Here is a 20,272-nt window from a genome sequence, read left to right on the forward strand (position 1 = left end):
AAAATTACGGAAAAGAATCATAATACCTCCCGTAGTTTCAATACTTTATATACAACTGACCTGACGTACTTACTATTAAAAAGGTTTTAGCTTAAAGAACATGAAACTGACATCATCGGGCGGGGTTTCACTTTTCTCCTTCCCTGTTGCCGGTGGCGAGAGAGGCGGCACCTTCATAACAAAATAGTCATGCAGTTTTCCTATTACCCGGTTGCGCGAACGGAAGGAAGTATCTTTCCTGCTGTTACATTCTGTGAATTGAAGCACTTTACCTGATTGCTTTGAAAAGAACACATTCCTTGGGCTGATCCTTGATTGAAAACTGTACCTGAACGATACCCAATCGTCTGTAATAAACAATGAATTATTGTCGTAGATAATATTGGAAGATTCCATCTTCTTCCAATACGCAAAATGGTCTTTAATTGTTGTAATGGATTTGGCGTCCTCTGTTATCAGGTTTTCTTTGGGGGCATCTACCTGGTAAACAGGTATGGCGCCATTTAGCGTTACGTTGTAGATCTTATCGTCGAGCAGGGGAAAATAGAAAATCGAATCTCTGTAGTTGTCGAACTGGTGGGGATAAGCAATGTCAAGCTCTTTAATCAATGGAAAAAAATTAAGTTGCTGTGAATGGTAGGTCACCATTTTACCTTTTTGTTCATATATCCTTAGCCTTACCATTTCCTTATTATTATTGACAATCTCGCTTACATACATTCCCTTGCTTTTTGCGAATGTCAGACCGAAGTACCTGGAGCCGATGATTTCAAGTACCTCAACCAGCCTGGCGTTAAGGTCGTACCTGAAAATCTTATTCTGGCTAAGGTCGAGGATTTCTACCTGTTGCAGATGTTCGTCATACAGCACGTCTGTCATGCTACTATACTGGCCCGTTTTGTTTTCTACCTGGTAGATCTTTGTTTTGGGAACACCCTGCTGATCGAATATCAGCACTGCATTTTGCGAGCGATCAGCAATAATGATCAGGCTATCTGTAGCGAAAAAGTTAGTGATATGTCTTACAAAAAAATCTTTGTTGGTTTTCAGGTGAACATAGTAAATGCTGTCGGCAATCTCGTCTATAAAAACAGCCTGGCTATCCAGGGGTGTTATTTTGATTTTTGTAGCGGGAGGAACGTACGCATCTTTGCCTGCCTTCTGAGCGCAGGACGCCAGCAGCAGTAGGAAAAAGACCAATAGGTTTTGCTTCATTAGTAGTTTGTTGAGTCAGCTTAGGAATAAGAGTTAATCTGCCACTCCGGTAGTGAAGTGGCAGATTAAAATGGAAAGTTATTAAGGCACCATGGTAGGCGGAATATTTGTTACATCATGGTAGTTGTTATGCGGTGTGTAAGGGTTATATTCAACGCCGCACTGGGTTCCTGAATTATTGGGATAGAATACGTAGTAACCAGTATCATAACCATACCAGTGTTCAACAACTGCGTAGTAATCATCATTTACCCAAACCCAGGTACCTGTTCTGAAGGTCCTGTCGCCGGTTGTTCCGCAGTACCTGTTGCCAGATCCGGAGTCGATCCAGGCGGCAGACGCTTTGTTGGAAGAATTGGTGATATCGAAGCTGATAAGTGCATATTGGAGGTTACAAACCAATATGGCTACAACGGCCAATGCGCCTGCGATTTTAAGTGCTTTTTTCATGGTTATTATTTTTTAAAGGTGAATATGCTGTTAATTGATCTTTGCGGTTTAGCGAATGAATTATAGACAGACCCCCTGGGGGGTCACCAGTATTGCAGCAGGAATAACTCCGCTGAAATATCGGGCAGGTCATATCCCTGCGCCCTAGTATAGTGAATGGATGTTGTCATCTGGTTGGATTGTTAGAATAATTTTCTTTCTTCTCGAGCAGTTCTTTTAGCTCCTTTTTCAGCGTATCGCTGTTATGCCATACCGTGGTCCGCCGGTGTGCATAAATACCAATAGAGAGCGTGTAAATACAGGCGAGCACCATTGCAGGATTCCTGTACTTAATAATATCCATTGCCTTGTCGGCGAAATATGCGATAAGAAAGAATATGCCGATAGACGCCATGTAAGCATACCTGTCGGCAATCATTGCAAACCTGGACATCGGAATAATATGGAGCACCATGCTGATGTGGACCAGGAAAAACATAATCCCGAAAAACACCCATTTCTTCTTCCAAAAATCCCAGAATGCGAATAACAGTATCAGTAACAGTAACGGGTATATCCAGAATCTTACAGGCACCTCTTCCCCGATCGCATTCGGGAAAACGTACAGGTAGCTGAGTTTAACAGGGATGAGGCATTTCACTACATATTCAGTGGCCGAATAGCTGGCGAAGATCACGTTCTGGTAAAACGGGTAATGACGGGCGCCGGAAAGTAACCCGGCCTGGTCGGCGCTTTGTGAGAGCAGGGTGATATACCCCATAACCAGCGCCATAAAAAATAAAGGCAATTTCTCGAGCCATACCTTCCTGCTTTTCAGGTTCCTGTTTATGGCATAATCAATTAGCAGCAGGCATACCGGGAAAGTAACTGCCTGTTCTTTACCGCCAAAGGATAGGATAAAAAAAAGAGTTGCGAGTAAATAGTAAATCGTTTTACTTGAAGCAACATATTTTAAATAGAAGTGGAGTCCTATTAAATAAAAGAAGCTGTAAATAAGGATCTTCGATGCCGAGATCCAGGCTACAGATTCCACCAGCAGTGGATGAACGGCCATAATTACGGCTGTAATAAAAGAGATCCTGGATACGGAAACCTGTTTAAAACTTCCCGATTTGTTTAGGATGCTCCGAACCAGGAAGAAGGTCAGCAATACATTGCAGGTGTGCAGAACAAAACCTGCCAGGTGAAACCAGAAGGGATCGTAGCCAAACAGCGAATACAGGACGGTGTACGACAACTGGTTAAGCGGGGCATACTGTCCTTTATAAAAATCGGTCAGGATAGCCCACAGGTTTTGTGCATTGAATCCATTTTCTGTGTAGGCGTTGATCGCCACCCACTGATCGTCCCAGTGTGTTTGAAATTCATTGGAAAATGTGGGGAAGTAGACCACTAGTGTAGCAAGTACCAGGGCGGCTACAGATAACATTACATCATTAACGGCAATGATCTCTTTCAGACGCGGAAGTTTGCGGCGCGCGGGAATAGCACTAACGTTGTGATTCATTTTTATAACGTGAAACTTGTAAAAAAAAAGAATGAAAATGGCAGGCATAGCAACTATGCTATACTAATCCAGGTACCGGTAATGCCTGTTTAAACCAGGGTTCCCGTTTCTCTTACATGTGGCTTATTTAAAAGCTGTGCTTCGTCAGGTATCATTGGATAGAAATTTGTTTTCAAATGTGAATAACTGGCATGCGCACCAAACAACAACGTGTTTCTGGTCAATCTAAGGTGCTAACTTCTTCTGATACAGGTTGAACTGATGATCGAGGAGGCATTCCGGGCACAGATACAATCAACAAACCGGGTACAATATTATATTCTATTTCTTTACTACAGTTTTCAATCCGGATAAGCTCAATCTAAATATAGGATAATTTATTTAATAATACAACATTGAAAAAATTGTTTTAGCAGAAAAACAATTGGGGAAACAAATCACTCCCTTCACCTTGTATATTTTATTTATTTGGGGAGAGAGCGAGCTTTACAGGCCGCCCAATGAAATATATTTATCCTGTGTGTTATGAGGATGTGCATTCCTTGTTATTTCAGTTCTTTTCCAGGTAAATTGCAGGAGATTGTCTTGCTTGCTTATTTCAGCAATCCTGGGGTAAATTGATTAGTCAGATTTTTTCCGATCTTTTTAATATTCCGATTGCAATTTTTAGCCTGTCAAGTCCAGTCATAGCACACCGGGTCGAATTTTTTGTAGTAACTTTATAAATATGATGATATTACTGATAGTATTATAACTTTCAATATTCAATGGACGTACTACAATACATAGAAATTAATCCTACAGTTATGCTGGGTAAGCCTGTCATTAAAGGTACCCGTATTACTGTTGAATTAATCCTGGAAAAATTATCGAAAGGAGAAACAATGCAGGATATTCTTGTAGCTCATCCGCACATTACTCAAGAAGCTATTTATGCAGCCCTCGCTTTTGCTGCACTGAATTTAAAGAATACCCATTACTATCCCATTGCGAGCTGATAATATAGCCCCCTGATCTACTTCGCCATCAAGACTCCAGGTGATATCCTCTTTTTCCCAAATAGATTATTGCAAAATAAAATTTCTGTATTCTCACCTTTTCGTACCTTCCGCAAATACCGAAGTTGATTTTTATTTTGCCGGTGTAAAACCATATGACCACTCACTTTTTATAAAAATTTATTAACACAATTATGAGGTTTGTAGCTGACGGAAGCGCCGATGCCCCATTGTACAAAAGTTGAGAGAAGTTGGATTTGAAATCTTTTCTATTGCAGAACAATCGCATGGAATTAGTGATGAACTGGTATTGGAAATAGCCCACGAAAATGGTTCTTTGTTAATCACCCAGGACAAAGATTTTGGCGATTTGGTTTATCGCCTGGGAAAAGCTCATGAAGGTGTAATCTTATTAAGATCAGAGGGATTAACTCCTTATCAAAAAGCTGACCTGTGTTTAATTCTAGTCACCCAACATACGAATGAACTTCCAGGAGCATTTACAGTTGTGTATAAGGACTATGTAAAGATCAGGAAAGGCAATAAATAATTCATCCAAAAACAAAGCCGGACAAACATAATGCTTATCCGGCTTTCGTTGCCCGACCTGGATTCGAACCAAGACAAACAGAGTCAGAGTCTGTCGTACTACCATTATACTATCGGGCAATTGCGATGGGTCGCAAAAGTAGGATATTTTCTCATTAAAACAAGTTTTTTGAAAAATTTCACTCCGGCTTTTAATATATAATCCCGGAATTTATCCACCATTCATTTAAATTGAGCCTGATTTCAACAAAACGTTACAACAATGGAATGGAAAGATCTCCAGCCCCACTCTCTATGGGATTATTTCGCCAGGCTAAACGCGATCCCCAGGGCTTCTAAAAAGGAAGCTGCAGCAATTGAATTTATCCTGCAATTCGGCAAACAACTGAAGCTGCCTACGCAACGCGATGCTGTAGGGAATGTTGTGATAAAAAAGCCCGCTTCCAAAGGCATGGAAAACAGGCCTACAGTGATCCTCCAATCACATCTCGACATGGTTCACCAGAAAAATAATGATACAATTTTCGATTTCGATACGCAGGGGATCGAGATGATCATCGAAGGCGATTGGGTAAAAGCAAACGGCACAACCCTGGGAGCCGACAATGGTATTGGCGTTGCCGCTATCATGTCGGTACTGGCCGACAATACCCTTACTCACCCGGCCATTGAAGCGCTATTCACTATCGATGAAGAAACGGGTATGACGGGAGCTTCGCAACTGGACGCCAGTATGCTTAGCGGCGACATTTTGCTGAACCTCGACACGGAAGAAGAAGACGCTTTTACCATTGGTTGCGCCGGCGGACTGGATACCAACAGCGAAGGCGCGTATAAGGAAGTGGCGGCGGGCGATGGATTTCTTTCCTACATTCTTAAAATAACAGGGCTATCAGGCGGCCACTCAGGTATGGATATTCATAAAGGCAGGGCCAATGCAAATAAATTAATGAACCGCCTTTTATACAAGGCTCAAACCATGCTTGATATACAACTGGTAAGCCTCGATGGAGGCAGCCTGCGGAATGCTATTCCCCGTGAGTCAACAGCCCATGTGTTAATATCTAAATCAGAAGAGAGTGAATTCCTTGATTTCATCAGCCAGTTCGAAAAAACGCTGAAAGAAGAATATCAGCATATCGAAACCGAACTCGCAGTTAAATTGAGTAAAGCAGAAAACCCGGGCATCATGATGGAACCAGGTTATTTCAAACAATTAACCAGGGCCCTGTATGCGATGCCCGACGGCGTTTACCGGATGAGCCCTGAAATTGAAGGACTGGTAGAAGCCTCTACCAACCTTGCCAGGGTATTAGTGAAGGATGGCAGTTTCATAACCCAGTCGCTGCAACGCAGCAGTGTAGAAAGCACTAAAGAAGATGTTGCCTTTGCAGTAAGGGCCAGCCTTGAAAGCATAGGCTGCACCGTTAACCAGGCTGGCGGCTACCCGGGTTGGAAACCAAATGTTAATTCAACCATCCTGGAAGTAATGACCCGGCTGTTCAAAGAACAATATGGCAAAGAACCGGAAATAGGCGCTGTTCATGCAGGGCTGGAATGCGGCATCCTGGGAGCGCACCTGCCAGGGTTGGATATGATCTCCTTTGGCCCCACCATCCTGGACGCTCATTCGCCAAAAGAAAGAGTACAGATATCAACAGTTAGCCGCTTCTACCAACTGCTTACTAATACTTTGAAAGAAATTCCGGCAAAAGGATAAATAAAAAACCCCGGGGCAACAATCCCGGGGTTTCTTTATTCAGATTTCAGACTGTCGACGGGATTTATTGATGCGGCTTTTAGCGCCTGGTAGCTTACTGTAAGCAATGTTAAGAACAACGATAAAACAATTGCTCCTATAAAAACTATCGGGCTTAAACCTATCCGGTAATCATATTTCTCCAGCCAGGAGTTCAACCCCAGCCAGGCCATCGGAATAGCTACTGCGCCGCCCAATAACACCAGCAATACAAACTGCTTTGTTAACAATAACCATAAATGTGTTGTACTTGCGCCCATTACCCTTCGCACTGCAATTTCCTTAGTCCTGTTAGCTGCCGTGTATGCCGCCAATCCAAGCAATCCAAGGCAGCTTACCAAAATAGCCAGTCCTGCAAATAAACCTGCCAGTTTGCCGGTTAATACTTCCATCCTGAACTTTTTCTCGTAGTCAGCATCTGCAAATGCATACTGGTAAGGATAAGAAGGATTATACAAAGAAAAGATCCTCCCGATCTTATCCAATGCCGCCTGGGAAGGCATATTGCTGCTCAACCTGTAGATAATGCTGCCATTTTTTTCGCTGTGATGAAAAATAGTTGGTTCTGCCGGCGTGAAAGGCGATATCATCAATGCGTCCTTTACCACTCCAACCACTACTCCCCTGTTATCGCCAGCCCAGGTGATTGTCTGGCCAACAGGATTTTTCAATCCCATTTGTTTTACCGCCGCCTCATTCAGGATGATCACACCGGAATCAGCGTCCACTGTTTTATTGAAGTTCCTTCCTTCCAGTATCTGCATACCGGTAGTAGTGAAATAATCGTCGTCACGGGCTGCAATCCGCGCAGCGTTGATATAAGAATTGCCGCCTACCTCTGTTTTTCCCGGCCAGTCGTTGATCGTGCTATGCGACCAGATGTTTGTTACCGGGCTGGTAGCTGCCGTTACCGAAGTAACAGCCCCCGACGCCAGCAGGTCATTCTTCAATGCCTTGAAATTCCTGGCCAGGTCCGGCGTCATATCTGTCATTACCAATCCTGAAATATTATATCCTGTTGGTCTTGATTTCCCATACTGGATCTGCTGGTAGATGATAACAGTAGCAATGATCAAGGCAATCGACGCTGCAAACTGCGATACAACCATTACTTTCATCAGCGTTCCTGATCCTGTTCTCTGTTTGAATCCTTTTAATACGATTATGGGTTTGAAACCTGATAACAGGAATGCCGGTCTGCTTCCGGCGAGCAAGGTAACCAGGAGTATAAAGCCAATCAATACAACCCAGGCAGCAGGTTTCGTATATGGGATAGCGATAGTGCTTCCCGCCAATGCGTTGAAATAAGGAAGCGTAATAACAAGCAGGATCAAACTGAGCGCCGTAGCCAGTACTACCAGGAAGCAAGATTGAACAAGGAATTGCAGGATCAGCTCCCGTCTCGAAGACCCGATGGCTTTGCGTACTCCTACTTCCTTCGCCCGTTTATCTGCCTGCGCAGTAGAAAGGTTCACGAAATTGATACAGGCAATGATCAATATCAACAATCCTATCACCATGAACATCCTTACATAGGAAATAAATCCACCGTCTACTTTGCCGTTAGTTATGCGGTCGTAAAGATGCCATTGCGAAAGCGGGTGTATCATCGTCATCAGGTGTCCGTCGCCCATCGCTGTTTTAAGTATTGCGTCAGCCTTGCCTGTTATTGCTTTGAAATCGGCGCCCGGCGTTAACTGCATAAAACAGAAGAAGGAGTTGTTGCTCCAGGCACTCCTTGCTTTCTGAATCCATTCATTATGTAACTCCCAGGCCCTGAAAGGAAAGAGGAATTGAAATTGTATTGATGAATTGCCGGGAATATCGGCCAGCACACCTGTCACCCTCAGTTCCAGTTCATTTTCCAGCTTTACCGTTTTATTGATCGGGTCTTCATTCCCGAAAAGCGCTTTGGCTGCCGACTCAGTTAACACAATACTGTTGGGATCATCCAGCATTCCTTTACCTCCGCTGATCACCGGGTATTTGAAAATATCTAAAAAAGCCGGTTCTGTTGCAGCTCCGGTCATGATCATCTTCTTATCTCCCACACTCAATCCCCTGGGTGAAAACGGGTCTGCTAACGCCACTTTTTCAACACCCGGAATATCTTTCTTCATGGCTTCTGCAAGGGGAATGGATACATAAGCCATGTTGTCCAATTTTCCTCCATTGCTGAAGAAGTTGATCTTTAACTGGGAAATATGCTGGTAGTTTGGAATAAATTTATCGTAAGAATACTGGTAATAAGCCCACAATCCTATTACCAGGGAAACGGTCATGCCAATTGCCAGCCCGATAACATTGAGGGATGTATACCCCGGGTTGGAGCGGCAGCTGCGCCATGCTGATCTGATATAGCTTCTAAGCATGTAAAAACTTTTTCTCTTTGAAAACCAAATGGATACCAGAGATAAGAGGTATTGATTATCAATATACTATAATTCCGGCAGCGTTCAAAACCGGACAGTTCTCCATTGAAACCGAACATATGAAAAGCCTGCTCCTGATATATGTTCCCTGGCAAGCGATATTTTGGGGATATTGACTAACGGTATGAGTGAGATTTTACTATCTATTGTAAGAAAACAAAAAAGCCGAAGTCCTTTATTACAAGGCCTTCGGCTTGTTGCCCAACCAGGATTCGAACCTAGACAAACAGAACCAAAATCTGTCGTACTACCATTATACTATTGGGCAAATTGGATCGCAAAAGTATATTTTTTTTCAATTCTACAAAAAAACTTTGCAACTTTTTTTGTGCATTCCCTGTAATCCTTCTCCCATAAAGGATTTAAGAGATCACTTCTTTTACTTTTGCTGTTATCTGCGCTGGTTGTATCCATTGCATACAGGCATGATCGCCCCTGAAACAGGGCTTATTTCCAAATACCGAACATGGCCTGCATCCGAGGTCTGTTACCTGGACAGCCAGTTCCTCCCCCTGTCCATAGCCCATAAAACCTGCGTAAGGATGCGTAGCGCCCCATACAGATACCACAGGCACCCCGAACAACGATGCCAGGTGCATATTGGCCGAATCCATGCTGATCATTACATCGAGCTGGCTGATGATGGACAGTTCTTCAGGCAGGGAAAAACGACCGGCTATTACCTTGGCGCCGGGGAATTTTGCTGCCATTGCTGTCAATTGCTCCACCTCCGTCTTTCCTCCTCCCATCAGTAAAACTTCTACCCCCGGGTCTTGAACCAGCATGCCCAATACCTGCTCCGTTTTGTCCAACGGGTACATTTTCTCCTGGTAAGTAGCAAAAGGAGCCAATCCTATCCATTTTTTGCCATTCCGGGACCCAAGTACCTGCTGGGCCGTTTCAGGCAATTTACGGGGCTCAAATACCGGTTTATTGCCCATTTCGCAACGCAGTCCCAACTGGCGGAACACGGTCGCGTAGCGTTCAATTGTGGTGGTCAGCTGGCGCAGTATCTTATCCTCCTTTCGTGTGAGGGCCTTTTTCTCCGCTCTCCCTTTATCAATAAACGCAACAGGAGTACCTGTTAACCTGAAAAAGGTTCTTAAGATCTTTGAACGGAGTACGTTATGTAGGTCTGCAACGGCTGTAATGCTGTAGGCTTTTTTCAGCTCCCTGAATAACCTGTATAAACCCGGTACGCCTTTATGAATCCCTTTTACATCGGCAGGATGGAAGGTAAGGCCGGGAATACCGGCACATAATGCGCCCCAGTTCTTGTTCGTCACAAATATGATCTGCAGCCCGGGGTTGTCGGCCAATACCTGTTTCATAACGGGAATGGTCATGGCAACATCTCCCATTGCCGATAAACGTGTGACTAGTATAGTGTTGGTATGAGCCAAGAATAAGAATTTTTATTGCTCGTTTTTATAAAGAACAGGGTTGAGGGAAGGATCGTTGTACATTTTCATCTGTTTGTAAACCTTCATGAACTTCTTTCCTGCAGCAATATCCGACAATAATTCTTCGATAGCGGCGCTGAGGTCGCGCTGTTGCTCCTGCAATACGTTCAGTTTACGCTGGCAGGCCTGGCGGTGCTCTTCGCTGGCGTCTGTCCTGTTCACCTCTTCCTGCATGTGATAGATCTTCAATGCCAGGATGGATAAACGGTCTATTGCCCAGGCGGGACTTTCGGTATTGATACTGGCATTTGCCGCCGGTACCACAGTCTTGTACTTTTCCAGGAAATAACTATCTATATACTCTACCACATCGGTACGCTCCTGGTTGGAACGGTCGATCCATCTTTTGATCCCCAGGGCTTCTACCGGGTCGATCTGCGGATTCCGGATAATATCTTCCAGGTGCCATTGGACGGTATCTATCCAGTTTTTCAGGTATAGCAGGTGTTCTATGCTGCTTTTTTCATAGGGATTGGAGATAAGCCTGTTCACATCATCATACTGATGATAATCGGCTATGCTTTCGTTGAATATCTTATTGCACAATTGTGTAAACATGCCGCAAAAGTAATAAAAAAGCGTATGGTAGAAACCATACGCTTATTGTAAAAGATTGTCATGTGAATGTTCGAGAATGCAAATCGTGAAGGCTTTTAATGGTTATCTTGGTCGAAATTCCGTCAAGGTAATACCACCTAAGTCCTTTTACCCCTAAAAAGATGTCATTTTAACACCAATTGTTGGTAAATAATATTTTAATGTTTTGATTGTCGTTTTGGTTTGAAGTTTTGATTGTCGTGTCTTTTTTGCAGAATAATCATCAGTCTCTCTAAATGGCTATAGTGTTGAGGGTTCCTTGATAATTAAGCTGTATCGTTAACAAATCCAAGGTCACAAATTACAGGGCCAATCACAGACGTTTATTATTCATTACCTATGGCCTCTTGCCACGCCGGATCACGGGCTTCCTTAGCTAACGTTGACAATACCTTTTAATAATTCAATACCGGGTTTTCTAAATCAGGGTTTAAAAATCTGGACACTTTTCTTCGTTCAGCGTCTTAATGCAAATTAAAAATGCCCACTGCAATATACTTAGCAGTGAGCATCATTTTTAATACAACGTTTGTGGGAATTATGCCGTCATCTTGTCCAGTGGGCCTATTTTTTAGCCTTACCGGTGGTCGACATCGCCAGGTAATAAAGCGGCACTCCCAATAAAATTATACCTAATCCCGGCACTGTATACTTGCTTTCAAAAATCAGCAACAGGAAGGCAAGGGCCAGGGCTACAATGATATACAGCATAGGCAATACAGGGTATCCGAATGCTTTATATGGCCTTTCCACTTCCGGTTTTTTCTTCCTTAAAATAAATACGCCTGCGATTGTTAGCACATAAAATATCAACACGCCAAATATTACTAATGCCAACAGATCTCCATACCTGCCGGAAAGACAAAGCAGCGAAGCCCAGAGGCATTGTATCCACAACCCTTTTTCCGGTACGCTGTAAGCGTTCAACTTGCCGGCGCCTTTAAAGAATAATCCGTCCTGCGCCATAGTATAGTAAATGCGCGCACCGGATAAGATCAAGCCGTTATTGCAACCAAATGTTGAGATCATGATCATTACGGCAATGATAATAGCGCCGGCAGGGCCAAAGATATTGGCGGCAGCCGCCACGCCTACCCTTTCATTGGGAGCCGATGCAATTTCCTTAATCGGCAGTACCGAAAGGTACATAAGATTGCAGCTAACATAGATGATAGTAACGATCAGCGTTCCCAGGAACAAAGATCTGCCAATGTTCTTTGCAGGGTTCTTGATTTCGCCGGCAATAAACGTCACATTATTCCACGCGTCGCTGCTGAACAATGATCCTTTCATTGCTACCGCAATAGCCCCCATCAGCGCCAATCCCGTTAACCCGCTGGTGATCACGTCTCCGGTATCCTTGTTTAAAGCGCTGGCTACCCATGGGTCCTGCCAGTTGGCAGCCCATATTTCATGTTTGGCGCCTAACAGGAAACCAAAGATGATCAGCCCGAATAACGAAAGCAGTTTGGCCAGGGTGAAAACTGTTTGTATGATCTTCCCGCGATGCACTCCCCGCGTGTTAATAAGTGTAAGAACGATGATGGAAATGATAGCCACTATCTGGGCAGCCGATATCTTAAAGACTGTTCCTGCCTGGAATAAAATATTGTTTTCACTGAATGAAGGAATAAGATAAGCTGTGAACTTTGCAAATGCCACTGCCACTGCCGCAATTGTTCCCGTCTGGATAACGCCGAACTGTGTCCACCCGAATAAAAAGGCTACAAAAGGATTGTAAGCTTCCCGCAGGTAAACGTATTGACCGCCGGCTTTGGGATACATCCCCGATAATTCTCCATAGCTCAAAGCGGCAATTAATGTAACTACCCCGGCCAGCACCCACATCAACGTGATCCATCCTGCACCGCCAACTTTCTGGGCAATTTCTGCTGTAACGATAAAAATACCGGAACCTATCATAGATCCGGAAACGATCATGGTAGCATCCAGCAAACCAAGTGTAGGTTTAAACGAATTAGACGATTGGTTGATTTCCATATGGTGGTTTTAAAAAAAATCCCGGCTCAGAAAGGAACCGGGACTATAAGGTAGAAAATTTTTGCTGGATTTTTCAGGTTATTATTTAGCCGAACCCGCACCATTGTCATTCATTCCCTTAATTACTTCAGCAGTAATATCATACGCTTCATCCTTATACAGGATATTGCTGGCAGCAGTACGGTAAGAGAAGATATACGCAAAACGCTTATCGTGGTTGAAAGCTTTCAGGAAATCGTCCAGCTTCTTCTGCAATTCTTCGTTAAATTTAGTTTCCTGCTCTGCATAGGCTGCACGAAGGCTCTGCGCCTCCTGCTCCAATTGCTGCTGCTTCGTCATCAGGCTGCGTTGAGCTGCTTCTCCCTGCTCCTGGGTCAGGGTACTGGCCCTGCGTTGCAGATCTTCATACTCACTTTGCAAGGCGCGGGCCTTACCTTTCAATTGGTTATCCATCTGCACCTGCTTTTGCTCCAGGATACCTCTTTTCTCTTTAAAATACTCAAAATGCGCTTCCAGCGAATCCAGATCAACGTAGGCAATTTTAAAACCGCCCTGGGCAGACGTAGTATTGTTGGTTGCATTAGAAGTAGGAGCTGTAGCGTTATTATTACCTCCTGTCTTGTTCTGGCAGGACATCACTAACCCGGCTGCTAATACCGCTAAAAATCCTGTTGTCACTAATTGTTTACGAGTGCGCATGTTATTAGATGGATTTGCTTTCTTTTAGTACATTAAATTAAATGGAACGGCTAAAATAAGGTTTTTAGTGGATTTCCAAATATTGAGGCCATTATTTTAGCTAGGATTTAACGATCTATTTTTTCACTTTTTCCAGTAAGATCTCAGGTTCGTCTGTAGTGATATAGTCTGCACCCTGCTTCAGGAAGTCGTCCATCAGCGAGGCGGTATTCACTGTCCAGACGTTCACGGTGATCCCGCTCTTCTTCGCATCTTTGATCAGTTCCGGCTTTTTAGTGAATTCATTCTGGTTGTAATCAAGCCCCCAGATGCCGTCGGCCTTCAACTGCTCCGGCGTTTTATCGCCGTTCAGGTAAGCGATCTTCGCTGCCGGGTCCAGCTCTTTTACTTTCTTGCAGATGTTATAATCGAAGCTGATATAGAACATCCAGGCCTGCGCTTTTTTTGCCTGTACCGTTTGAACACATTTAGTTGCCAGCTCCTCTCCCCTGCCGGTTGCAGAAGGCTTCAACTCCAGCACCAAACGGGTTTTAGGCTGCTCCATTGCCGTGGCGATATATTCTTCCAGGGTAGGCACCCTGTCGCCGTTCTTTAACTGAACCGCCTGCAACTCAGCCAGCGTGGTAGTTTCCACTTTTTTTCCGCCTATGCTGGGGTCGTGCGAAATAACCGGGTGACCGTCGGACGACAGCCATACATCAAACTCCGATCCTTCGCAACCTATCCGTATAGCATCTTTCAGGGAGGTGATGCTATTCTGGCTGCCTTCGTGGTTCTTCCAGGCGCCCCGGTGAGCTACCACTTTGTTTTTAATGAACTGGTCGGCTACCAGCAACCAGGAAACCGTGTCAGCATCTACCTGTACTTTCACGGGGTACGCAAATGTTCCGCCTTCCCGGATCTCCGTCTTCTTCTTAAGCTTCAAGTTTCCTTTGCTGATAGTGAACAATCCTGACGGATCTTCCAGCAATACGGCTTTGGCTATTTGCCCGTTCCTGTTGTACACAGGGCTGATGACCGCACTCTTTTTATTCAGCGGTACCGTATAGTCGTTAAGGTAAGGAGATGCTGCCATTTGCGCCTGAGTGGAATTTAAACCTACCAATGAAATACCCGCTGCCAGGAAAATTTTTTTGCAATTGTTCATGTTACTTCGTTTAGTGATCAAATAGGGACGGATTTCCCGGGTGGAAGCCGGAAAACCGCATTATATTTTACTATCAGTGGGTGGGTAAACGTTAGTTATGCTGTATGGTTATCGTATTGAACCTCGCGGGATCTGTAGGATAACCGGTAGTGATCAGCGTATAGGTTTTTCCTGACTTTGTCGGGAAAGGAACTGTTTTTAATACTTTGGAAGAATCCCTCAGCTTGAGGCTTAACACATAGGCGCTGTCGCCGTATACCCGTGCATAGGCGGTATAGGAAGGCGCCGTCAATCCACGGAAAAAGCGTTGAATAGGATCTGAAACTACATCCAGCGCAGCAGTTGCCCTGTTATCCATTACTCCCTGGCTGAAATCGATTACCCTGAACCGGGCTTCTTTTTCCGGGGTTGGGCTCAGGTCATCTTCCAGCAGGAAAAGCCAAAGTCCCCTGTTTGTACTATCGGCTCCCAGGTAAGCGGAATAATACCTGTTATTTCTAAGGAACAGCTCCTGGTTGTAGAGCACCACATTCGGATTCAGGCTGGAAGTAATGGTTACGTTATACTTCTGCGCACGGTAGGTCTTATATCCAGAATTTTCTCCGTATTTCAGCGTACCGATTTCCATAGTATCCAGTCTTACTGTAAATGCATCGTTTCCTGGCACCGCATTCACAAACATAAAGTTGGAATGTGTGTCGGGCACCGCGCTGTCGCTATCCTTTTTGCAGGCGCCCAGGAAGATCAACCCGGCGATTATCGAAATAAGCAGATACTTCATGAAACCCCAAATGTTTTACGGGTTCAAATGTAACAAGTTGTGCGCGAAGGAGCAAATTTCCTACAAAGCGGCAGTTTCCCGCAAAGCAGTTTCCCGCAAAGCGGCATAAGAAGCAGAGAGGCAAAGAATATTTATTTTATATGGAATGAAAAGAAAAGAGCAAAGGCTATATAAAAGAATAAATCCTTTCATACAGCCTTTGCTCTGTTATAATTCGCTCTGGTCTTTTAAACCTTTGCTTCTTTGCTTCTTATGCCGCTTTGCGGGAAACTGCTTTGCGGGCAACCACTACTCCTCTTCGTCGAATTGGAATACTTCCTTAGAGGAAGCCAGGATGTCGTATTCTTCTTTAGAACCAACGATCATGTTTTCGAATTCACGTAAACCAGTACCGGCAGGGATCAGGTGACCTGTGATCACGTTCTCCTTCAGTCCCATCATATCATCGGTTTTACCGTTGATAGCGGCTTGTGACAGTACTTTAGTAGTTTCCTGGAACGAAGCGGCAGAGATCCAGCTCCGGGTACCCAGAGAGGCTTTGGTAATACCTTGCAGCAGCGGGCTGGATGTAGCCGGTTGTGCATCGCGGTATTCTACCAGTTTTTTATCTGCACGACGTAACAGGGAGTTTTCTTCACGTACCTGGCGGAGGGTCACGATCTGACCGGCTTTCAGGTTAGTAGAATCTCCTGCATCGGTAACTACTTTCTTATCAAAGATCATATCGTTCTCTTCGAAGAAGTCGAACCTGTCTTCGGTATCTCCTTCCAGGAAGCGGGTATCTCCCGGATCTTCGATGTTTACTTTACGCATCATCTGGCGAACGATCACTTCGATGTGTTTATCGTTGATCTTCACACCCTGTAAGCGGTATACCTCCTGGATCTCATTTACCAGGTATTCCTGTACGGCAAACGGACCTTTGATAGAGAGGATATCGGCAGGGGTGATAGAACCGTCGGACAGCGCTGTACCTGCTTTCACGAAGTCGCCGTCCTGAACCAGGATGTGGCGGGTCAATGGCACCAGGTATTTCTTCACCTGACCTTCACGGCTTTCGATGATGATTTCACGGTTACCACGTTTGATGTTGCCAAATGCTACCACACCGTCGATTTCAGAAACGATAGCAGGGTTGCTTGGGTTACGTGCTTCAAACAGCTCGGTTACACGTGGCAAACCACCCGTGATGTCCCGGAGTTTACCGATTACGCGAGGGATCTTAACGATTACCTGGCCGGCTCTTACGTTATCGCCTTCAGAGATAACGATGTGAGAACCTACCGGTAAGTTGTAAGATTTCACTTCTTTATTACCATCTACATAGATAGATGGGATCTTGTTCTTGTCTTTGGTTTCAATTACCACTTTCTCACGGTGACCGGTTTGTTCGTCCGCCTCTTCACGGAAGGTAATACCTTCAATGATGTTGTCGAAACGGATAGAACCCGGGATTTCTGATACGATAACGGCGTTGAATGGATCCCAGGTACAAAGCATTTCGCCTTTGGTAACCTTCTGACCATCTTTCACCAGTAATGTAGAACCGTAAGGGATGTTGTTAGTTACCAGCAAGCGGTCGTTCTTCACATCCATGATACGCAATTCACCGGTACGTCCGATAACCACCTGTACTTTATCGCCTTCGTTGTTTTCGTAGGTTGTAGTACGCAAGCCATCGAATTGAACAGTACCATCGAATTTAGCGGAGAGGCCAGATTCAACTGAAGTAGAACCGGCAACACCACCCACGTGGAAGGTACGTAATGTCAACTGTGTACCAGGCTCACCGATGGACTGTGCAGCGATGATACCTACAGCGTCGCCTTTCTGAGCAGTGTAACCGCTCGCGAGGTTTTTACCGTAACATTTCACGCACACGCCTCTACGGCTTTCGCAGGTTAATACAGAACGGATCTCAACAGTTTCGATAGCGCTGGCTTCAATCCTGTGAGCAATATCTTCTGTGATTTCCTCGCCTGCAGCAACCAGTAATTCGTCTGTTTGCGGATCGAATACATCGTGCAGGGAAGTACGTCCCAGGATTCTGTCGTACAGTGTTTCAATTACTTCTTCATTATCTTTCAATGCAGCAGTTGCAATACCACGCAGTGTACCGCAGTCTTCTTCATTGATCACCACGTCCTGTGCCACATCTACCAGCCTACGGGTCAGGTAACCCGCATCCGCTGTTTTCAACGCAGTATCCGCAAGACCTTTACGGGCACCGTGCGTAGAAATGAAGTATTCCAATACGTTCAGACCATCTTTAAAGTTGGACAATACCGGGTTTTCGATGATCTCGGAACCGGTAGAACCACTCTTACGAGGCTTAGCCATCAGACCCCTGATACCAGCCAGCTGTTTGATCTGTTGTTTAGAACCACGGGCGCCGGAATCAAGCATCATATAAACAGAGTTGAAACCTTGTTTATCTGCTGCCAGTTCGCGGATCAGGGTTTCTGTCACCTTGGTATCCACACGGCTCCAGATATCGATGATCTGGTTGTAACGCTCGTTGTTGGTGATCAGACCCATGTTATAGTTATCCCAAACTTCTTCTACTTCGCTGGATGCTGAATCAATCATATCCTGTTTAACTTCTGGGATGATCAGGTCGTTGATGTTGAACGACAGACCACCACGGAACGCCATACGGAATCCTAATTGTTTGATATCATCCAGGAACTTCGCAGTTTTAGGGATGTCAGTGTATTTAATGATATCACCGATGATCTCACGCAGCGACTTTTTAGTCAGCAATGCGTTCACATAACCGGCTTCCTTAGGTACGAACTGGTTGAACAGTACGCGGCCTACAGTTGTTTCTATCAGTTTGTTTTCCAGCTGACCAGCCGCATTTCTCACATTTGTTTTTACACGGATGTGAGCATGCAGATCGATACGATCTTCATTCAACGCAATGATCACTTCTTCAGCAGAGTAGAATGCTTTACCTTCTCCTCTTACCACCACATCGCCCTGGGTTTTCTTACCCTTGGTGATATAATACAGACCGAGTACCATGTCCTGAGATGGCAGGGTAATAGGTGTACCGTTTTGTGGGTTCAGGATGTTATGAGAAGACAGCATTAACAGTTGGGCTTCCAGGATTGCAGCGTTGCTCAATGGCACGTGTACCGCCATCTGGTCACCATCGAAGTCGGCGTTGAACGCAGAACATACGAGCGGGTGCAACTGGATGGCTTTACCTTCTACCAGTTTAGGCTGGAAAGCCTGGATAGACAAACGGTGAAGGGTCGGAGCACGGTTTAAGAGAACCGGGTGACCTTTCAGCACGTTTTCAAGGATATCCCAAACTACCGCTTCTTTCCGGTCTACCAGCTTTTTAGCTGATTTCACGGTTTTAACGATACCTCTTTCGATCAGTTTACGAATGATAAATGGTTTGAACAGCTCTGCAGCCATATCTTTTGGCAAACCACATTCGTGCAGTTTCAGTTCAGGACCTACTACGATTACGGAACGACCGGAGTAGTCAACACGTTTACCGAGGAGGTTCTGACGGAAACGGCCTTGTTTACCTTTCAGTACATCGGAGAGAGATTTCAGGGCGCGACCACCTTCCGCTTTTACCGCGTTGGATTTACGGGAGTTGTCGAACAGGGAATCCACCGCTTCCTGCAACATACGTTTTTCGTTACGGAGGATCACTTCAGGCGCCTTGATTTCAATCAGACGTTTCAGACGGTTGTTACGGATAATTACCCTGCGGTAAAGATCGTTCAGGTCGGAAGACGCGAAACGACCACCATCCAACGGAACTAACGGACGCAGTTCAGGCGGAACAACAGGGATATATTGCATTACCATCCATTCAGGACGGTTTTCTACGCGGCTATTGGCTTCACGGAAAGCTTCCACAACGCTCAGGCGTTTTAAAGCCTCAGCTTTACGTTGTTGAGAAGTTTCGGTAGCAGCCTGGTTACGCAGCTGATAAGACAAGCTGTCCAGGTCAATACGGGCCAGCATCATTTCAACTGCTTCAGCACCCATCCTGGCAATGAACTTGTTAGGATCTTCATCCGGTAACAGTTGATTGTCTTTTGGTAAAGTATCCAGGATATCCAGGTATTCTTCTTCAGTGAGCAAGTCACCGTAGTTCAGACCTTTTTCCTGTTTCATACCTGGCTGGATTATTACATATCTTTCATAGTAGATGATTGTTTCCAATTTCTTGGAAGACATGCCAAGCAGGTAACCAATTTTATTAGGGAGTGATTTAAAGTACCAGATGTGAACAACAGGAACCACTAAACGAATGTGTCCCATTCTTTCACGGCGTACTTTCTTTTCTGTTACTTCAACACCGCAGCGGTCGCACACTATGCCTTTATAACGGATACGTTTGTATTTACCGCAATAGCACTCATAATCCTTTACAGGACCGAAGATCCTTTCGCAGAACAAACCATCACGTTCCGGTTTATAAGTACGGTAGTTGATAGTTTCAGGTTTCAGCACCTCACCGTATGAACGCTCCAGAATAGTATCGGGAGAAGCCAGACTAATGGTAATGCTGTTAAAATTTGATTTAGGACGATTTTCTTTTTTGATAGCCATCTGTAATTAGCTTTAAGCGGTTAGCCGTTAGTTGTTAGCTAGTGGCAAAATTCGTTTACTGAAAATTGAGTAAGCTATCCGCTCCTGAGA

The 20,272-nt window shown here is 44.7% G+C and carries 14 protein-coding genes and 2 tRNA genes; 3 read left to right on the forward strand and 13 right to left on the reverse strand.

Translation table 11 applies throughout. The features are described from left to right. Nucleotides 1-75 precede the first annotated feature (75 nt). The 3 genes from BLV62_RS07090 to BLV62_RS07100 all read right to left on the reverse strand — a co-directional run bounded on the left by BLV62_RS07090 (nucleotide 76) and on the right by BLV62_RS07100 (nucleotide 3,172). Nucleotides 76-1,215: a 6-bladed beta-propeller gene (locus BLV62_RS07090; RefSeq protein ID WP_089760113.1), complete on the reverse strand. Its 1,140-nt coding sequence runs from the start codon at nucleotides 1,213-1,215 to the stop codon at nucleotides 76-78. An 81-nt stretch (nucleotides 1,216-1,296) separates the two neighbouring features. Beyond that, nucleotides 1,297-1,665, reverse strand: a complete 369-nt coding sequence (locus BLV62_RS07095) for a hypothetical protein (RefSeq protein WP_089760115.1) — start codon at nucleotides 1,663-1,665, stop codon at nucleotides 1,297-1,299. A 166-nt stretch (nucleotides 1,666-1,831) separates the two neighbouring features. Next, the gene (locus tag BLV62_RS07100) at nucleotides 1,832-3,172 is read right to left on the reverse strand and encodes a hypothetical protein (protein WP_089760117.1); all 1,341 of its coding nucleotides are present in this window, start codon (nucleotides 3,170-3,172) and stop codon (nucleotides 1,832-1,834) included. Nucleotides 3,173-3,939: 767 nt separating this feature from the next. Between BLV62_RS07100 and BLV62_RS07105 the strand changes: the two genes are divergently transcribed. Together BLV62_RS07105 and BLV62_RS07110 are read left to right on the forward strand one after the other, a co-directional pair. Beyond that, the gene (locus tag BLV62_RS07105) at nucleotides 3,940-4,170 is read left to right on the forward strand and encodes a DUF433 domain-containing protein (protein ID WP_089760119.1); all 231 of its coding nucleotides are present in this window, start codon (nucleotides 3,940-3,942) and stop codon (nucleotides 4,168-4,170) included. Nucleotides 4,171-4,399: 229 nt separating this feature from the next. After that, nucleotides 4,400-4,720: a DUF5615 family PIN-like protein gene (locus BLV62_RS07110; protein WP_258522414.1), complete on the forward strand. Its 321-nt coding sequence runs from the start codon at nucleotides 4,400-4,402 to the stop codon at nucleotides 4,718-4,720. A 48-nt stretch (nucleotides 4,721-4,768) separates the two neighbouring features. On the opposite strand, the gene BLV62_RS07115 is transcribed toward BLV62_RS07110, so the two are convergent. Beyond that, nucleotides 4,769-4,839 (reverse strand) — tRNA-Gln (locus tag BLV62_RS07115). Between the two features lie 142 nt (nucleotides 4,840-4,981). Here BLV62_RS07115 and BLV62_RS07120 point away from each other — a divergent pair. After that, on the forward strand, nucleotides 4,982-6,439 hold the full coding sequence (locus tag BLV62_RS07120) for an aminoacyl-histidine dipeptidase (RefSeq protein WP_089760123.1): 1,458 nt from the start codon (nucleotides 4,982-4,984) through the stop codon (nucleotides 6,437-6,439). A gap of 35 nt (nucleotides 6,440-6,474) precedes the next feature. Here the strand turns inward: BLV62_RS07120 and BLV62_RS07125 are convergent, their stop codons facing one another. The 9 genes from BLV62_RS07125 to rpoC form a co-directional block, all read right to left on the reverse strand. Further along, nucleotides 6,475-8,850, reverse strand: coding sequence for an ABC transporter permease (locus tag BLV62_RS07125; protein ID WP_089760124.1), 2,376 nt, complete (start codon nucleotides 8,848-8,850; stop codon nucleotides 6,475-6,477). Between the two features lie 257 nt (nucleotides 8,851-9,107). After that, a tRNA-Gln gene (locus tag BLV62_RS07130) sits at nucleotides 9,108-9,178 on the reverse strand. A gap of 94 nt (nucleotides 9,179-9,272) precedes the next feature. Then, the gene (locus BLV62_RS07135; RefSeq protein WP_211117725.1) at nucleotides 9,273-10,313 is read right to left on the reverse strand and encodes a glycosyltransferase family 9 protein; all 1,041 of its coding nucleotides are present in this window, start codon (nucleotides 10,311-10,313) and stop codon (nucleotides 9,273-9,275) included. A 12-nt stretch (nucleotides 10,314-10,325) separates the two neighbouring features. After that, nucleotides 10,326-10,931, reverse strand: a complete 606-nt coding sequence (locus tag BLV62_RS07140; protein WP_089760128.1) for a DUF4254 domain-containing protein — start codon at nucleotides 10,929-10,931, stop codon at nucleotides 10,326-10,328. A 603-nt stretch (nucleotides 10,932-11,534) separates the two neighbouring features. After that, nucleotides 11,535-12,971 carry an APC family permease gene (locus BLV62_RS07145; protein WP_089760130.1) on the reverse strand — a complete coding sequence of 479 codons (1,437 nt, stop codon included), beginning with the start codon at nucleotides 12,969-12,971 and terminating at the stop codon, nucleotides 11,535-11,537. An 81-nt stretch (nucleotides 12,972-13,052) separates the two neighbouring features. Continuing rightward, nucleotides 13,053-13,670, reverse strand: coding sequence for an OmpH/Skp family outer membrane protein (locus tag BLV62_RS07150; protein ID WP_089760132.1), 618 nt, complete (start codon nucleotides 13,668-13,670; stop codon nucleotides 13,053-13,055). 115 nt (nucleotides 13,671-13,785) lie between these two features. Continuing rightward, nucleotides 13,786-14,817 (reverse strand): glycerophosphodiester phosphodiesterase, encoded by a 1,032-nt coding sequence (locus tag BLV62_RS07155; protein WP_089760134.1) that lies wholly within the window; start codon nucleotides 14,815-14,817, stop codon nucleotides 13,786-13,788. Between the two features lie 91 nt (nucleotides 14,818-14,908). Continuing rightward, nucleotides 14,909-15,598, reverse strand: a complete 690-nt coding sequence (locus BLV62_RS07160) for a DUF4397 domain-containing protein (protein ID WP_089760136.1) — start codon at nucleotides 15,596-15,598, stop codon at nucleotides 14,909-14,911. A gap of 288 nt (nucleotides 15,599-15,886) precedes the next feature. Beyond that, complete coding sequence (gene rpoC, locus BLV62_RS07165) at nucleotides 15,887-20,182, reverse strand: DNA-directed RNA polymerase subunit beta' (RefSeq protein ID WP_089760138.1); 4,296 nt, start codon at nucleotides 20,180-20,182, stop codon at nucleotides 15,887-15,889. Nucleotides 20,183-20,272: the final 90 nt, after the last annotated feature.

The organism is Chitinophaga terrae (ex Kim and Jung 2007), from assembly GCF_900107795.1.
Classification (GTDB): domain Bacteria; phylum Bacteroidota; class Bacteroidia; order Chitinophagales; family Chitinophagaceae; genus Chitinophaga; species Chitinophaga terrae.